Genomic DNA, 15,911 nt, shown 5'->3' with positions numbered 1-15,911 from the left:
ACTGGTCAGTCAGCACAAAATCAACTATAATTGTCCTAGTGATTATCTGTCAACTATTTTGATAAGGAATGAAAAATTATCCATGACGAATTAAGAGGTTTTGGTCTCTTAAAATCCGGGAAAACTAAGTGTTTAAGGAGGGTTCTTTCATGAATGAGAAAGATACACAAATTATTGAAGCTGGAATGAAGTTATTTGCAACTAAAGGATTTTCAGCAACCTCTGTTCAAGAGATCGCAACAGAAAGCGGTATTTCAAAAGGATCATTTTACTTACATTTCAAATCCAAAGATGATTTATTATTAGCAATCTTACAGCACCAATTTGCGATAATTAGCGAAGCATTCGATAAGCAAACAGCGACCAACCAGAGCCCTCGCGAAAAGTTTATTCACCAGCAGGCTGCATGGTTTTCTCACTTTATTAATCACCGAGAATTTTTTATTATGCTTGCAAAAGAGCAAGCTATACCGCGAAATGAAACGGTTAAGAAATTACTTTTGGAAAAGCAAATAGAAGCACACCGCTATTATCGTCAAAGCATGTTAGATATTTATGGTGCTAATATAGAAGACTACTCGTGGGACTTAACCTTTTTAATTGATGGAATGATTCATTCATATATGCGCGTCATCTTGCTGTCGAATCAAGACGTAGATTTAACTAAGCTCGCAAATTTCATTCTAAGCAGGATGGATAGCATCGTAAAGGATATTCATAACGATACCCCCCTACTCACGAATGACAAAGCAAACGAACTATTATCTCGCTTCCTTTTTGATAATGAAACAAACCTTGAAAAGATTGTAGCCAATTTAGAAGAAGAAATTCAAAAGCTAGATGAAGAAGAGCTGTTCATAACGCTTCAAGTCATTAAAGAAGAAGTAACGAAAGAAAAGCCGCGAATTCCCGTCATTCAAGGAATGCTTTCAAACTTTGATGATTACCCTAGCCTTCATCATTATCGAAACGTCATTTTAGGCTATTATGCAAATAAACAATAAATCTAAGCAGCCAGTCCCCTACCTTTACACAGGTAAGGGACTTTACTCTTTTTTTATAGGTATTCCTTATTCACTACTGTAGGTTTCTTCTATTTATCTTTAGAACCCATTAAATAATCTGTTTCTCCTCTATCTTCGCTTCGTGGTTAGTCTACTCGCAAAGAATATGACATTTTTCAATCGCTTTTTAAACACTTCTCTTTCTCTACCGATATAGTAAATATACTGAATTAAAACTAAATAAGAGAAGAGGAAAGACAATGAACTGGCTACACAATATGAGAACGTCCATGAAGCTAACAACGTTAATTGTAATAGCAGCTCTAGCATTGGGTATTGTAGGGTACATTGGATATGATAGCTTAGCGAAAACAGCCCGCGGCGGGGAAATTATGTATAGCGAGCAGCTTATTCCAAATCAGTACATCAATGAAATCCGTACTGATAATCGTGCATTGGATTCTTATACAATTGAGCTGATGATGACTACTGTAGGTACGCGAAAAAGAGAGCTCAATGATCAAATTAAAAGAACATTACAAAATCAGGAAAATACTCTGAATCTGTTATCTAACACTAAACTTCCACCTGAACAAAAAAAGAAGCTTCAAACGGTACAAGACAATATGGTACAGCTTCGCAATGCACGCAGTGAAGCTATTAATTTCGCGATTCAAAACCGCAATGAGGAAGCCTATAATTTATTTCTCTCTCAGGTTTCTCCACTTCGCAGTGTAACAAACAAAGAATTAGAGACATTACAAAATCTAAATGCGACGCAAGCAAAAGTGATTCATGACCAAAATGAACAAGATCTTCAATCCACGAGTCAACTACTTTTATTTGTATCTATTGGAACTATTATTCTATTAATTTCTGTAGGTGTCGCCATTACTCTGTTTATTACCAAACCGATTCACGCTTTAAAAGATACTGCCTTACTAGCGGCAGATGGTGATTTCACTCATAAAAGCACATATCGAGCAAAAGATGAGATTGGTATTCTCACAAACGCCGTGAATCAAATGATGGACAATACGCGTGCAGTAATTGGGAAAGTAAATACAACCGCTGAACAAGTGGCAGCTTCCGCTGAAGAATTAAGTGCAAGCTCACAGCAAAGTACAAGCGCCAGCGAGCATATTTCAACACTCATGCAAGAACTTGCAAGCGGTGCAGCTTCACAAGTTGGCAACATTGAACATGGAAATCAAGTTATTAATGATATGATTTCATCAACCAATACGGTTCACTCTCACGTGACAAATGCTGTGGGCACTGTAGAAAAGACGGCTTCTATGTCGCTGCAAGGACGCTCAGCTATCACAAAAGTAAGCGAACAGATGATGTCTATTAATGAAAAGGTAAACGGTTTGAATTCCGTATTCAAAAGTTTAGCAGAACGCTCAGAGCAAATTGAACGCATTAACGAAGTAATTACAACCATTGCAAGCCAAACCAATTTGCTTGCTTTAAATGCAGCTATTGAAGCAGCTCGTGCGGGTGAGCATGGAAAAGGATTTGCAGTTGTCGCTTCAGAAGTCCGAAAATTAGCAGAACAATCTGCTCATTCTGCTGAACAAATCTCATCTCTCATTTCACTTATTCAGCGTGAAACATCTGAAACAACCGAATCAATTGAATCGGTATCAAACGAAGTAAAAGAAGGAATGAGTATTGCAACTGAAGCAGGTACATCGTTTACCACAATCAATGATGCAATTATGGACTTAGCAGCTCAAATTCAAGAAGTAACGGCGAGTATTGAAGAAGTATCAAACGGAACCACAGCAGTAACAAACTCTATCATTCAGGTGAAAGCCGTATCGGAACAAGCGGCTGGTAGCACGCAAAATGCATCCGCCGCCACACAACAACAACTCGCTTCAATGGAAGAGATTACGGATTCAGCTAACTCTCTTGCAGAGCTAGCTGGAGAACTCCAGGAATCCATTCGGCATTTCAAAGTATAACGGCCACCCGCTTTTGCGGATGGTTTTTTTATTTATCCAGACAATGTTTTATGACTATAAATTCTCAGGCAAATAGTCCGATATATATAGTAGCTACACTATGCATTTAATTTTATTTTCTAAAGGAGAAAAAGGATGAATATTCTTCGTAATTTAAAGCTTTCATTGAAATTTTTCATTTTACTTACCATAGCCTCTATTTCTCTCATCATTGTTGGAACAATTGGCTACTTGTCCACCCAATTTACTGCTCGTGGGTCTGAAATTATGTATTCGGAACAATTAATTCCAAATAGTCTTGTTCAACAAATCCAGACCAATAACCGTGCTCTTGATACGTTTGTTTTAGAAATGATGGTTACAAAGGAACCAAGGCGTAACGGAGAACTAAATGCTCAGATTACTAGCATCCTTCGCACGCAAGATAAGAACGTAGAAAAGCTTAAAAAGATTAAGATGTTACCAGAACAAAAAAAAGCATTAGCATCATATGAAGAAAAGCTTAATGAACTGCGTGAATTACGCAATCAGGCAATTGAGCTCGCCACTGCAAATAAAAATGATGAAGCATATGAATTATATACAAGCGAAGTAGCCCCTGTTCGTAGTTTTGCCAACCGCTATTTAGCAACGCTTCAAGAATTAAACACACAGCAAGCTGAAGTTATCTATAAACAAAATCAACAAGATGCTAAGGAAGCAACCAATTTAACAGTGATTGTGTTAGGTGTGTCTCTCCTTCTGTTAATGACTATCGGTACCTTTATCGCTCGTTTAATTGCACAGCCCATTCGTGAATTGCGTACATTAGCGTTACAAGCAGCGGACGGCGACTTTACTGTCGAAAGCACTTACAAATCAAAAGATGAAATTGGTGTTCTGACAAATGCATTCACAGATTTGATTCAAAATACTCAACGCGTCATTCACACTACCAATATGACGTCTGAACAGGTAGCAGCCTCTTCTCAGCAGCTTAGCGCCAGCGCTCAGCAAAGCACAGCAGCAAGTCAGCACATTTCAAGCGTGATGCAAGAATTAGCGGATGGTGCAACGCAACAAGCAAGCTCTGTTGAACAGTCACTGCAAGTTATTGAGAATATGGCAATGTCCTCAAGCGTTGTATATGATCATATAGACAAAGCAGCTGCAACAGCTAAAGAAGCCTCAGATCTATCTGCAGAAGGCAGTACAGTCATTCAAACGGTTAATACACAAATGAACTCAATTAACGATACGGTTATTAGTTTATCAACTGTTTTTCAAAGCTTAGCTGAGCGCTCAAACGAAATTGAGCGTATCAACGAAGTAATTACAAATATTGCTGGTCAGACAAATCTTCTGGCGTTAAATGCAGCAATTGAAGCTGCTCGTGCCGGTGAGCATGGGAAAGGATTTGCAGTTGTTGCCGCTGAGGTACGTAAGTTAGCAGAACAATCTGCTCAGTCCGCTGAGCAAATTTCATCGCTTATTACGCTTATCCAGCGTGAAACACAGCAAACAACCGAATCCATTGACTCCGCTTTAGAAGAAGTAAAAGAAGGTATGGACGTGACGACAAAAGCCGGTACATCGTTTGCCACGATTAACAAGACCGTAACCAGCTTAGCAGCTCAAATTAAAGAAGTGACCGCAACAGTCGAACAACTATCGATCGGTACTGCCCAGGTGACACAAGCTATATTCGAAGTAAACGGCGTTGCTGAAGAAGCAGCAAGCAGTACGCAAAATGCAGCTGCAGCAACCGAAGAGCAGCTCGCTTCAATGGAAGAAATCACTTCTTCTTCCACCGCTTTAGCAAGCCTTGCACAAGAACTTCAAGAATCAATTCAACGATTCAAAGTCTAGCAAAAAAGCTCGGACATAAGCAATCCAGCCAATGATCAACCTGAACAGTTGAGAGTTCAGGTTTTTTGTTGATTGAAAAAAACCTTTGGAAATAGAATGAAATGGCGCGCAGGACACTCGACTCCAGCGGAATAAAGAGGGCAAACTGAGATCAAGCAGTTCAGCGAGGAAGTTCAGGTTCCTTCCTTAGGAAAGCGAGTGGCCGTAACCTAATGGAACAAACTGGTTCTGACACCGTAAAGAGAAGGAGAAACGAGAGTGTTCGCCTTTTTGGGAATTTATTTTGTTATGTCTCACCTTCTTTTTATTTTCCAGTTTACTAGTTCTTTTATCTTATTTTACAAACCATTTTATATAAGTCTATTATCCTTTTCGATTCTCTTCCGATAAGAAATATAGATATTTAGAATGATAAGGAGAGAATCAAAATGAAACCCTATAAGCCTTTATTAGTTGCAACACTTAGCGCTGGCCTTTTAACTACACCGCTTTCTTCCCTTTCATCATCACCCGAACATGTAGAAGCTACTGAGACAGCATCAGCTCTACTTACACAAAAAGCAAAAGAAATGCTGGGTGCGCCTCATGCAACAGGAGGCGAATCGCTTGAAGAAGGGTTTGATAGTTCAGGACTCGTACAGTATGTTTGGAAGCAAGCGATTAATGTTAAGCTTCCACGTACATTACTAGAACAATCAAAGCTTGGCGAAACCATTTCTCGTGAAGAAATTAAGCCTGGTGACTTAGTATTTTTTAGCTCACAAGAAAATGGAAGCATAACAAGCGTAGGAATTTATGTAGGAAATGGTGAGATGATTTACCCTTCCCCTTCTAAAGGAAGCGTAATTCAGCAAGATTTCACAAATAGTTCGTTTTGGTCACCGAAGTTCGTGACCGCAAAACGAATTACGTCTTCACCTGAAATTGCTAAAGAAGATCCGCTCGTTGCAGAGGCTCTTAAGCTCATCGGAACACCTTATGTATTTGGCAGTGACTCTATTGAAGAAGGTGTGGACTGTTCAAGCTTTGTTCAGTATGTGTTTGAGCAAGCTAAAGGTGTTTACCTGCCACGCTCAACTGACCAGCAGTGGAAGATAGGAACTGAAATTCCTAAAGAAGATATGCAAGTTGGAGACGTTATTTTCTTTCAAGATACGTACCGCGAAGGTATCTCACACGTTGGAATTTACATTGGAGGCAATCAGTTTATTCACGCTAAGCGCAGTGAAAATGTCGCAATTGACTACGTTTCAAACAGCTACTGGACGTCTAAATTTGCGGGAGTTCGACGTTTTGAAGGATTATCCCTACCGAAAGAAGGGCCCGTTGTATCCATCGCTACAAAATATATCGGAGAAGTGCCTTACTTAAGCGGCGGGACAACTCCTGATGGATTTGATACAGGTGGATTTGTACAGTATGTGTATAAAGAAGCGTTAAACGTGGACTTGCCTCGCTACGGAGCAAGCCAATGGAACGTAGGGACACCAGTTGAGAAAGAAAACCTTCAACCTGGTGACATCGTATTTTTTAAAGCATCCACTTTAAATCCAGCTATTTATATCGGCAATGACTACGTTGTTCACGTCACACCCTCAAAAGGCGTAACCGTGACGAACATCAAGGCAGATAGCTATTGGGCACCTAAATACTACGGAGCAAAGCGTATCCGAGAAAGTTAAAAGTTCTTCTAGAAATTTGAATAATTCCTCTAAAGATGGTAAATTTTTTAATAGGAATATCTATTATACATAACCACTAAGGAGCTTTCTTATGACCGAAGCAAAGAAAAGCATGTTTTTAAGTATTATTTATGCTGTCATTATTTTAAGTGTTTATTTCTTTAATCTGCCGCTGTGGATTGCGTTAGTCATTCTAGCAGTTATTATCGCATTTGAGCTGTTTTCAGCTATTAAAAAAGGTGATAAATTCAAGATGAGTATTAATGCTGTGACGCTTGGGCTCATCATATTAGCAGCAATTATGCTGTAAAAAAACATGAAGAGATCTATTCTCTTCATGTTTTTTCTTATGTTTAATCTTCTAATTTAATTTACCCCTAACGATAGAAGAGGAGCTGGGCCAGTGCCCAACTCCTCTTCTAATTCTTAACGTGCAATATATTTTACAACCGCCATTTCGCGTCCAAAGCGTTCTCCTTCATCAATGAATCCAAGCGATTCATAGAGATGGTGCGCTCTTTCGTTGCTTGGATGATAGCCTACCACTACCTTTGTTACGCTTGAGAGCTCTTTCATCTGTTCAAGCATCAGTTCAGTGGCTAACCTACCAATTCCTTGCCCTTGAAAATGCTGGTCAATCATAATGCGATAGATCCAGTAGGCATCAAGCTCTTCCATGACGGAATTATACATTAGAAAACCAACAATTCTATTTTCAAAATGAATAGCATATGCTTTTAAAGTTGGCTCAAACCTAGACTGTAAAATAGAAACCGCGTTGCTTTCCATAAACTCTTTCTGCGATTCCATCACTTCTAGTTGGCAACATTCATACCAATTCTTTTCATTAATTTCGACTAATTCAATAGATTGCTTCATTCTTTGTTCCCCTTTCATAATAAGGGAACGTATACGTTTAGGCAGACGTTCCCTCCTGTTTCATTGCAAAAATAACAATATACGTATTTGTCATAATGAACGCCTCCTTTACAAAACTACATTTATTTTAAATATTCAGACTAATAGTAGCATAGATAACTATTTTTTAACAGTTATTTTAAATTCTCATCTGCTTTTTTAATAACCTGTCCCTTTCAACCCACTGATTCAATTGGCGGTTGATAGCGCGATTGCTTTAAGAGATAGTCTAAATATATATCCAAATCAAACTGATCCTCTGTAATAAAATCCTCTAACGTTAACTCATTCTTTTCCTTCATTTTTCTCTCTCCCTTCACTGTTTTTTCCGAATATTTAGTTGTTTAAACTTATTATGAAGGTTTTAACAAAAAAGGGAAATGCTTTCTACAAAAGCTCCTATAAAGATATAAAACTTGACACATTCACACCATTCGACAGCATTAGCACAAAAAAAGCAAGAAGTCCTTGTACTTCTTGCTTTTTATTCTCTATTCTAGCTGTTCATCATCGTATAGCGTAACGTTATTTTTGCCAGCACGTTTTCCTTCGTATAGAGCAATATCAGCGCATTCAATCAGCTCTTGTACCGTAGTGCCATCCGTTGGATACATCGCAACTCCAATGGTCGTGGTAACGTTAAGCTCATATTTATCTACTTGCCAAAGTTTTTGAAGGTTCTCTTGAATACGCTGGATAAGCTTATGCACTTGATCTTCTTTTAGTGGGTTCGTATCTTGAAGCACGATGATAAATTCGTCACCGCCAAGTCGATAAATAGCGTCTGTGCTGCGAATCGTTTTTTGTAAATGCTGGGAATACTTAATTAAAAACTCATCCCCTACTTGATGGCCATACGTATCATTAATTTGCTTGAAGTTATCGCAGTCTAAGAAGAGCAACACGAATCCTGGTGTTCCTTTGCTAATGGCTTTGTTTACATTTTGGTAAAGCATTTCACGGTTCGGAAGTTTCGTTAGCCCGTCGTGAAATGCTTCAAAATGGAGCTGGTTTTCCATATGCTTGCGCTCAGTAATATCCGTATGCACAGAAATATACTCAACGATATCACCCTCAAGGTTTTTCAACGGTACCACGGCTTTATACACCCAATAAATCTGACCATATTTATTCCGATTAGCCACTTCCCCGCGCCACACGCTTCCTCCTCGAATGGTACGAAGAAGCTCTTCGTGTTCAGTGTTAAGCCCCACATCTCCATAGTATGAACCAATAGCCTCATCTTCTGAATAACCGGATATATCCACAAACATATCATTGACGTACGTAACGTATCCTTCTTTATTTACCGAAACGACAATGGCTGATTCATCTAACGCGTGCTTCATATTTTCAAGATCTTTCATCGTTTTTGTTAACAGCATTGTTGCCTCGGTTTCTTTCGTATGGTCCTGTAAAACAATGAATAATCCGGTTACATTTTCGTCCACTACGATTGGAACAATACTATAGGTTACAAACATCTTTTCGCCACCCTCATTGCGCATCGTAATTTCGCCTCGATGGGTTTCACCGTCAAAAATATTGGAATGTTTATCTGTATGAAAAACAACGCTAAATTTTTTAATAAGCATGTGATAAGATAAACTTTTTAGCTGCTCAGCGGAATGGCCGGTCATTTTTTCGAGCGCCTCGTTTACTTTAATTAGCTGTCCGTTTAAATCAACAATACACACTCCGCTATTGTGGTGCGTAAAAAGCGATTTATATTTTTCTTTTCCTTTTTCAACCTCTGCTTCTAGTTGCTTTAGAGGTGTAATGTCACGGTAAATCGACGAATATGCTACAACTTCTCCTCTAGAATTATAGATGGGTGAATAGTTAATCGAAACAGGAATTGCTTGTCCATCCTTTGTGATTCTCATTTCTTCATTAATTGTCATCGATTGTCCTGCTCGAACTTTTGCTGGAACCGTTTGAGATTGATAACAAACGTCTTTTGAAAGGACAGGAAGTTCAGAATGCTTCATTCCAATTACTTCGCTTCTATTGAAACCAAACATATGCTCAAAAGCTGCGTTAACACGTAAAACGGTTTCATCCGCTGAAAAGATGATGATGGTATCGGAGGTGTGTTCTAGAAATGATTCAATTAAAGCAAAATTTTCTTCTTTTTCACGCTGGTTATTGATGTGACTCGTAACAGCTAGTATATACATCGTTTGCTCTTCTTGATCCCATATTGGCGTTAATGCTGTTTCATATGCTTCTTTACTCTTGTTAAAAATGTTCACGTCTCGATACGTAGTCGGTTCTTTTGTTTCTTTGACAATTTGATAGTAATGCACAATATACTCATATAACACTTTATTGGTAAGCTTTTTTAGAGGCTGTCCAATCAGTTCTCGTCCATAAATTTCAATAGCTGATTGGTTCATATTTTTATAATAAAATTCGTCTTCTCTTACTTCCATTAAAAATACAAGTTGCTTCATATTATCAAAGAAAAACCGAAAAGATCCTTCATTATACATAATGTTCCTCCAGTAGTTGTCTATTCGTGACACTTCTCTAAAAATAGTCGAATTTAAAGTACAATAAAACAAAGAAAGTTCCAATAGATGCCTAGAATTCTCGCCTCTGTTTCTAATACTTTTTTCTTATTATACAGATTTTCAGACGATTAGACGATATATTTAATCCTTAATACCTATGTTTTTTCCTTTAAATTCAATTTTCCGCTTCTTGATTTATCTACATACTAATTACCTTAAACTATAAAACTATATAAAAAACATGTACTGTTTGTCGAATTTTCCCACATCTATTGGTACCAAAATAAATGCCTAAAAGGATTGTAACTGCACATTTGGTGTTCAATTTAGAGGATTTTACAACCTTTTTCAGATTTCATTCTTTATCTCTTCAATCGAAAAAGCCCTATGAACAAAGCTGCTCATAGGAGTCTCAATTAATGGTGATGTTCATGATGACCTGACGATTTCGATTTCCCTTCCTGAATAGACTTCAGATCTTTTTCAGACAGTTCACCCACAACAAACTGCTCTGTGGGCATAATCGTTGAGTTGTTATTCGCTGCATGAACTGTAATGTTATAGAGTCCGCTTTCTGTCAGTGTGCTCTTTACTTTATAGACACCATCACTCAAAGGCTTTACTAATACATCATCATTTAGTTTTGGCTCATCTTTCTTTTGAATCTGAACATGAAGCATATCTACTTCATTAACTTGTTTATTATCTTGTGTAAACGAAACGTGAATAATTTGTTGTTCATTTGGGTGCATCTCCTCAGGCAAAGTGATTGTTGCTGCCAGCGGCTCTTCTGCCTTGTATAAAGAAGCTGCATCTTCTTTTAGCGAACATGCACTGAGTGCGCTTATGCTTAAGATGAGCACAGAAATTAACTTTTTCATTGAATTTTTGCTCCTTTCTTAAGCGTTTAAAAACGCTTTGAGCACTGGAATATTTCGAATAACTAATACATCTATAAGCCAAATTACAATTAGTGATAACCCAACGAGTGGAAAAATAATACCTAATACAATCATGATAGCCAAGAAAGCTTTCATCTTACGAATACTTGGTGCCTTTGGCGCTCCCAGTTCTTTTTTCGGCTTTCTCTTCAGCCACAAATAAAAGCCGCTTACAGCAAGTAATACAATTCCTAAGCAAATAAGTGCGCTAACGAGCTGATTGATAAGTCCAAATTCCGTTCCTTTATGAAGCGTAATCCCAAATGCAATTGTTTTTCCAAGCCAGCCGTAGTTGTCGTAGCGATAGTCAGCTAATACGGCACCTGAATACTGATCAATATGCATCGTAACTTCATCCTTTGCCTTTGGCGGAAAGGATGAAATAGTATAAACTCCATCTGTCTTGCTTGGAATGATAACCGTATAACCAGGATACAAACCTTCCCGGTCCGCTGTTTCAATCACTTTATCGATAGAAACTGGGATAAGTCCATTAATAGTTGACAGCGGAACATCTAAATTCTCAGCAGCCCAAGGTACCTCTGCAATTTCTTTTGTTTTTACATCTGAAGCCGGGGCGTTACCTACCCAAACCGAAGGGGGATAACCTTCTCCTGAATTCGTAGCTAAAATCTGAAAGTTTGTACCCCAAAAGCCTGACCACGGTAACCCAGTCATAATTAAGAAAAACATGCCTCCTGCGATCCAAAAGCCTGGAACTGCATGAAGGTCTCGGCGAAGCGTATACTTTCCTTTATGAAAGCGCGGAATAACTGTGCCTCCGAGCGTTTTTTTCTTCTTGCGTGGAAACCATAAAAATAACCCCGTTACAAGCAGAACAATCGCCCAACAGGCAACAAGCTCCACAATTCGGTCGCCGACAGTTCCTGCCATCAACTCCCCGTGAATCTCTTCAATCTTATCCATAATTCGGTCATTTGCGTCAAGTTCCCCGATGATCGAGCCATCGTAAGGATTCACAAACACTGTTTTCGTCACTTCGTTTGTTGAAATCCACACCTCGCTTGAGCGCGTATTATTCTCTCCAGGACGAAACTTTGTAACCATTGCGTTCGGGTATTCATTTTTTACGGCATCAATCTGTTCAGTTGCCGCCACCTTTTCACCCTGTGCTTCTACCGTATAATATTCACCGTATAAAGCCTGTTCAATTTGCGGCTTAAACAAATAAATGCCGCCCGTAATTGCCAACACAATAAGAAATGGCGCAATTAAAATCCCCGCATAAAAATGCCAGCGCCAAATTGTTTTATAGATTGACTTCTTGGAATCTTCGCTAGCCTTCATTTTTCCCTCCATGCCCTTTCTCTCTTTTGTACTTACATATATAGCATAAAGTTGTGAGAAAGAAATGAAGTCAGGCCGAATTTGGCCTGACTTCTTCTTTGGTTACTGCCCAACGAGCTGCTCTGCTTTTTGTGGATTTGCAATTTCTTGATTCATCGCTTGTTGTTTGTAGCTCAAAATCCTTTTAACTGATTCATCTAATCGCTCCTCGGAAATTTCACCAGCTTCAACTGCATTTTTAATTCCGCGAAACACTTTTTCTTGGTTTTCAAGCGTATGACACACAAGCAATAAGTCTACGCCTGCCCCAACAGCTTTTGCACCTAAATCTCCATATGTAAAGTATTTATTTACAGCGCCCATTTCTAAGTCATCTGTCACAACCAGCCCTTGGTAGCCAAGCTTTTTTCTTAGTAAATCCGTTATGATAAGAGGGGAAACACTGGCTGGATTTTCTTTATCATAAGCTGGGTACTTCACGTGGGTAACCATCACAAAGAACTGGTTATGATCCACATTATGAATCATACTTGTAAATGGGTAAATATCTTGGTTTTCAAGTTCTTGAGAACTGGCTTTTACATCTGAAGTTTCCACATGCGGGTCAACTGTCGTTCGACCATGACCTGGAAAGTGCTTAAGCGCTCCCGTTATCTTTCCATCATGAAATCCTTTTATCACTTGTTTACTAAATACCGCTGCTTTTTGTGGATTTGTTCCAAAAGATCTTGTATCGGTTTCAGACAGATCTAAGACTGGAGCGAAATTCACGTTGAACCCCATTGCTTTAAGTTCTTGCGCGTTATGATAAGCAGATTCATATACTTTATTTTCATCACTTTGCTTGCCAAGTTCTTGCTGCGCAGGAATAGGAGATACCTTTTCCTTCATACGTACAATTTGACCACCTTCTTGGTCCACACTAATAATTAGAGGAATGTGATGTTCTTGGTTTCGAGCGAGCTTCTGTAGGTTTTGGTTGAGCGTAGCAACCTGCTTTGGGTTTTCCATGTTTCGGTCAAATAAAATAATCCCTCCAACATGGTAATCTTCAATCATTTTTTTCGCATGATCATCCAATTCACCGCTTTGGAAACCAACGACCAGCATCTGACCAATTTTTTCATCTACCGTCATATTGGCTACAAGCTGTTCAATATCATCTTGTGCACCAAAAGCTTCTTCAGAATTAGGTTCGGAACTTGTTTTCTTTACTTGATGATTTGTTTCTTTTTGCACTGCTGGTTTCGCTTTTTCATTGGAAGAGTTGAAGGCTAGAAATGCACCTGCAGCGATAATAAGTATAAGTAGAAAAAATGCTGTATACTTTTTTTTCATTATTACTCTACTCTCGAATCTACTTTTTCAAGATCAGCGCTATCTAACTTCCATTCTCCGTCTTCCTTAACAAGGCTCCAATACCCTTCCCACTCTTGGACAAGTTCCGTTCCGTCATCATTATCATCATAAGATGTCATTTCAACGTAAGCTCTTGCTTCATTTCCACTAACATCAAGAACCTCGATATTCGTTACATTATCAGCGGTGTTTGCTTGTAGCCCTTTTTTCCAGTCGCTTAAATCCACTTTCGATTTTCGGTTTGATGAGAACAAGTCATGTGCTGATGCAAAGCTATCCGATGTAATATAATCGTAGTGAGAACGAACGGCATCTTCAATATCTGTCTCTTCGTCAATTGAATCAGAGGCATCATCTTCCATACTTACTTCGTCAAAATTATCACTCATGCTAAAATAAAGTTCAGCTTCTTCAATATCATCTTCAAGAGTGATAGCTGGTGTTTTCTTTGTTTTTGAACCAAATTTTCGTTCAGCATGGATTTTTACTGATCCATCTAGATTAATCGGACCAATGTATCCAAGTTCTTCAACCGTTTTACCTGTACTTTTCCCGTTTACGAATACAGTTCCGTCAAAGTAATCAGAGTATAACGAAACGTAATGATTTCCCCAGTCAAAATCGGCACTGGTTACTTCATCGTCATCCGTTGATTCAATGGTTTGTTTCATTTCAACGGTGCCATAATCACCTTTTGTAGACAATTTCATTTCGTGTTCTCCAGGTAAAAATGGTCCAACTGTTTGGGATTCATCTGCATTTTTGATAGTATCTACTTTTTGATTATCAATGTAAACATCTGCTTTTTCTAAGTTAGACGTTACTTCCACATACGCAGGCTGAACACGAATCGTATAATGATCAAATAAGACCCATTTCTTGCCGTTAGATTCGATTTGAACGTGTGAAGAGGTAGCTTCATCACCTGTTGCCATTTGCACACGATTTTCATATACATCTGCATCCTTTTTTAACCCTTTTGACATTTCTGTCAGCATTTTTGGATTGTCATGTACATATTTAACAAACTGCTCAACTTGCTGATCACTAGCTTTTAATTCAATCTGACCTTCATTCACAAACTTTTTAACCGTTTTGATGTCTTTATGTTGAACAGCTTCTATGAATGTATCTGAAATGGCAGTTGGTGACATAACCTTTTTATCAACAATGTAGAACCCTCCAAATGCTATCGCACCTAAAGCCACAACAGTAGCTGTGATAACTTTTGCTTTTAATCCCATTACTTTCTTCTGAACAGGAGGTGCACTTTCAGTAGTAGCTGTTTTGGAAGGATTCACAACTTCTCCGCATTCGGGACAAAACGTTTGTTTTTCATTCATTTTATAACCGCAATTATTACAATAACTCATCTTTTATTCTCCTTCACATGAAAAAGCACCGTCTAGCCACGATGCTTTTTCTACGATTTACTCTAATGTGTTACCAGTCACCAAACGTATCCTGAATATTAGAACCCAGACTAGAAACAACGGCTTCAATTAAGTGTCGTCCAAAAAGTACAAGTAAAATTGCCATAACGATATAAGTAAGTAGCGTACCATAGACACTATCTAAGCCATTTGAGTCACTGTGCTTAAAGCTTAAAATTGTAAATGCTACTGTTAGAAATAATCCTAGGATTCCAAAACCTAAGATATATGAAAATAGTGAAATCTTTAATAAAGCGAATACTACACCCACAAGCATCACCGCTGTTGGGGCAATTAAAAATGCACCAAAACGTGCAAAGACATCTTGAATAGAAACATTAACCTTTGCTAGCTTAACAGCTCCAAAAGTTACAAGAGCAATTGCACCAATACATAACATAGAAATAAGTCCATTAATAATAACAATATCCGTGAAATCCAACTTAACTACATTCTTCAAATCTTCTCTTAGATCTATAAAATCTGAGCCTAGCAAAGGCAATAGTAGAACTGAAAATTTATTAAGCACTTTATCTAAGATGGAATCAATTCCAAGATAAATCATTAGCGGTATGCTGATAGCAAACAGAATCATTGTAATAAGTCCATTAATAAACTGCTCTCCACGTACTCCTTGAGCCGTTGCAGTCGGTTTTTTTAGTCCTTGCATAAAGTAGCCGATATACATTTTTGAAATGTTCTTTGCATTTTCGACGTGTTGATTCGGTTGTTGTGGCACTCGTTGTTGTGAATAATTAGGTGTTGCTTGTTGTTGATTTGGCACAGTCTCTACTCCTGCTGCTACTTGTTGAGCAGCCACCTCTTCTAATTTTTTTCCACACTTCACACAAAATTTCCCGCCATCATTTTGATGACCACAGTTTAAACATTGCACGTATAAAACCCTCCTCTAAATATTAGTAGCTATT

The 15,911-nt window shown here is 38.4% G+C and carries 12 protein-coding genes; 5 read left to right on the top strand and 7 right to left on the bottom strand.

The genetic code is table 11. The features are described 5' to 3' along the window. The first annotated feature begins 149 nt into the window (after positions 1 to 149). The 5 genes from NIZ91_05400 to NIZ91_05380 all read left to right on the top strand — a co-directional run bounded on the left by NIZ91_05400 (position 150) and on the right by NIZ91_05380 (position 6,817). Positions 150 to 1,004, top strand: coding sequence for a TetR/AcrR family transcriptional regulator (locus NIZ91_05400; GenBank protein USY56093.1), 855 nt, complete (start codon positions 150 to 152; stop codon positions 1,002 to 1,004). 260 nt (positions 1,005 to 1,264) lie between these two features. Beyond that, positions 1,265 to 2,977 (top strand): methyl-accepting chemotaxis protein, encoded by a 1,713-nt coding sequence (locus NIZ91_05395; protein ID USY56092.1) that lies wholly within the window; start codon positions 1,265 to 1,267, stop codon positions 2,975 to 2,977. A 135-nt stretch (positions 2,978 to 3,112) separates the two neighbouring features. After that, complete coding sequence (locus NIZ91_05390; GenBank protein ID USY56091.1) at positions 3,113 to 4,825, top strand: methyl-accepting chemotaxis protein; 1,713 nt, start codon at positions 3,113 to 3,115, stop codon at positions 4,823 to 4,825. A 428-nt stretch (positions 4,826 to 5,253) separates the two neighbouring features. Beyond that, positions 5,254 to 6,507: an NlpC/P60 family protein gene (locus tag NIZ91_05385; GenBank protein ID USY56090.1), complete on the top strand. Its 1,254-nt coding sequence runs from the start codon at positions 5,254 to 5,256 to the stop codon at positions 6,505 to 6,507. 91 nt (positions 6,508 to 6,598) lie between these two features. Beyond that, positions 6,599 to 6,817 (top strand): hypothetical protein, encoded by a 219-nt coding sequence (locus NIZ91_05380; GenBank protein ID USY56089.1) that lies wholly within the window; start codon positions 6,599 to 6,601, stop codon positions 6,815 to 6,817. A gap of 116 nt (positions 6,818 to 6,933) precedes the next feature. Here the strand turns inward: NIZ91_05380 and NIZ91_05375 are convergent, their stop codons facing one another. The 7 genes from NIZ91_05375 to NIZ91_05345 form a co-directional block, all read right to left on the bottom strand. Next, positions 6,934 to 7,386: a GNAT family N-acetyltransferase gene (locus NIZ91_05375; GenBank protein USY56088.1), complete on the bottom strand. Its 453-nt coding sequence runs from the start codon at positions 7,384 to 7,386 to the stop codon at positions 6,934 to 6,936. Positions 7,387 to 7,916: 530 nt separating this feature from the next. Beyond that, positions 7,917 to 9,920, bottom strand: a complete 2,004-nt coding sequence (locus NIZ91_05370; GenBank protein USY56087.1) for a sensor domain-containing diguanylate cyclase — start codon at positions 9,918 to 9,920, stop codon at positions 7,917 to 7,919. A 437-nt stretch (positions 9,921 to 10,357) separates the two neighbouring features. Then, positions 10,358 to 10,822 (bottom strand): FixH family protein, encoded by a 465-nt coding sequence (locus tag NIZ91_05365; protein USY56086.1) that lies wholly within the window; start codon positions 10,820 to 10,822, stop codon positions 10,358 to 10,360. An 18-nt stretch (positions 10,823 to 10,840) separates the two neighbouring features. Then, positions 10,841 to 12,190, bottom strand: a complete 1,350-nt coding sequence (locus tag NIZ91_05360; protein USY56085.1) for a PepSY domain-containing protein — start codon at positions 12,188 to 12,190, stop codon at positions 10,841 to 10,843. Between the two features lie 102 nt (positions 12,191 to 12,292). Next, positions 12,293 to 13,528: a beta-N-acetylhexosaminidase gene (gene nagZ / locus NIZ91_05355; protein ID USY56084.1), complete on the bottom strand. Its 1,236-nt coding sequence runs from the start codon at positions 13,526 to 13,528 to the stop codon at positions 12,293 to 12,295. Between the two features lie 2 nt (positions 13,529 to 13,530). Then, a complete protein-coding gene (locus NIZ91_05350; protein ID USY56083.1) occupies positions 13,531 to 14,922 on the bottom strand; it encodes a hypothetical protein in 1,392 nt (463 codons plus the stop codon). Positions 14,923 to 14,992: 70 nt separating this feature from the next. Further along, positions 14,993 to 15,877, bottom strand: a complete 885-nt coding sequence (locus NIZ91_05345; GenBank protein ID USY56082.1) for a zinc ribbon domain-containing protein — start codon at positions 15,875 to 15,877, stop codon at positions 14,993 to 14,995. Between the last annotated feature and the right edge of the window lie 34 nt (positions 15,878 to 15,911).

This window comes from Bacillus sp. 1780r2a1, assembly GCA_024134725.1.
In the GTDB taxonomy this organism is placed as follows: domain Bacteria; phylum Bacillota; class Bacilli; order Bacillales; family Bacillaceae_H; genus Priestia; species Priestia aryabhattai_A.
Note: the sequence above shows the minus strand (reverse complement) of the source record. Positions and strands in the feature narration are given on the sequence as shown.

Excerpts from the sequence above, each read along its gene's own strand:
- NIZ91_05400 (USY56093.1), top strand. The coding sequence starts at position 150 with ATGAATGAGAAAGATACACAAATTATTGAAGCTGGAATGAAGTTATTT.
- NIZ91_05395 (USY56092.1), top strand. The coding sequence starts at position 1,265 with ATGAACTGGCTACACAATATGAGAACGTCCATGAAGCTAACAACGTTA.
- NIZ91_05390 (USY56091.1), top strand. The coding sequence starts at position 3,113 with ATGAATATTCTTCGTAATTTAAAGCTTTCATTGAAATTTTTCATTTTA.
- NIZ91_05385 (USY56090.1), top strand. The coding sequence starts at position 5,254 with ATGAAACCCTATAAGCCTTTATTAGTTGCAACACTTAGCGCTGGCCTT.
- NIZ91_05380 (USY56089.1), top strand. The coding sequence starts at position 6,599 with ATGACCGAAGCAAAGAAAAGCATGTTTTTAAGTATTATTTATGCTGTC.
- NIZ91_05375 (USY56088.1), bottom strand. The coding sequence starts at position 7,386 with ATGAAGCAATCTATTGAATTAGTCGAAATTAATGAAAAGAATTGGTAT.
- NIZ91_05370 (USY56087.1), bottom strand. The coding sequence starts at position 9,920 with ATGTATAATGAAGGATCTTTTCGGTTTTTCTTTGATAATATGAAGCAA.
- NIZ91_05365 (USY56086.1), bottom strand. The coding sequence starts at position 10,822 with ATGAAAAAGTTAATTTCTGTGCTCATCTTAAGCATAAGCGCACTCAGT.
- NIZ91_05360 (USY56085.1), bottom strand. The coding sequence starts at position 12,190 with ATGAAGGCTAGCGAAGATTCCAAGAAGTCAATCTATAAAACAATTTGG.
- nagZ (USY56084.1), bottom strand. The coding sequence starts at position 13,528 with ATGAAAAAAAAGTATACAGCATTTTTTCTACTTATACTTATTATCGCT.
- NIZ91_05350 (USY56083.1), bottom strand. The coding sequence starts at position 14,922 with ATGAGTTATTGTAATAATTGCGGTTATAAAATGAATGAAAAACAAACG.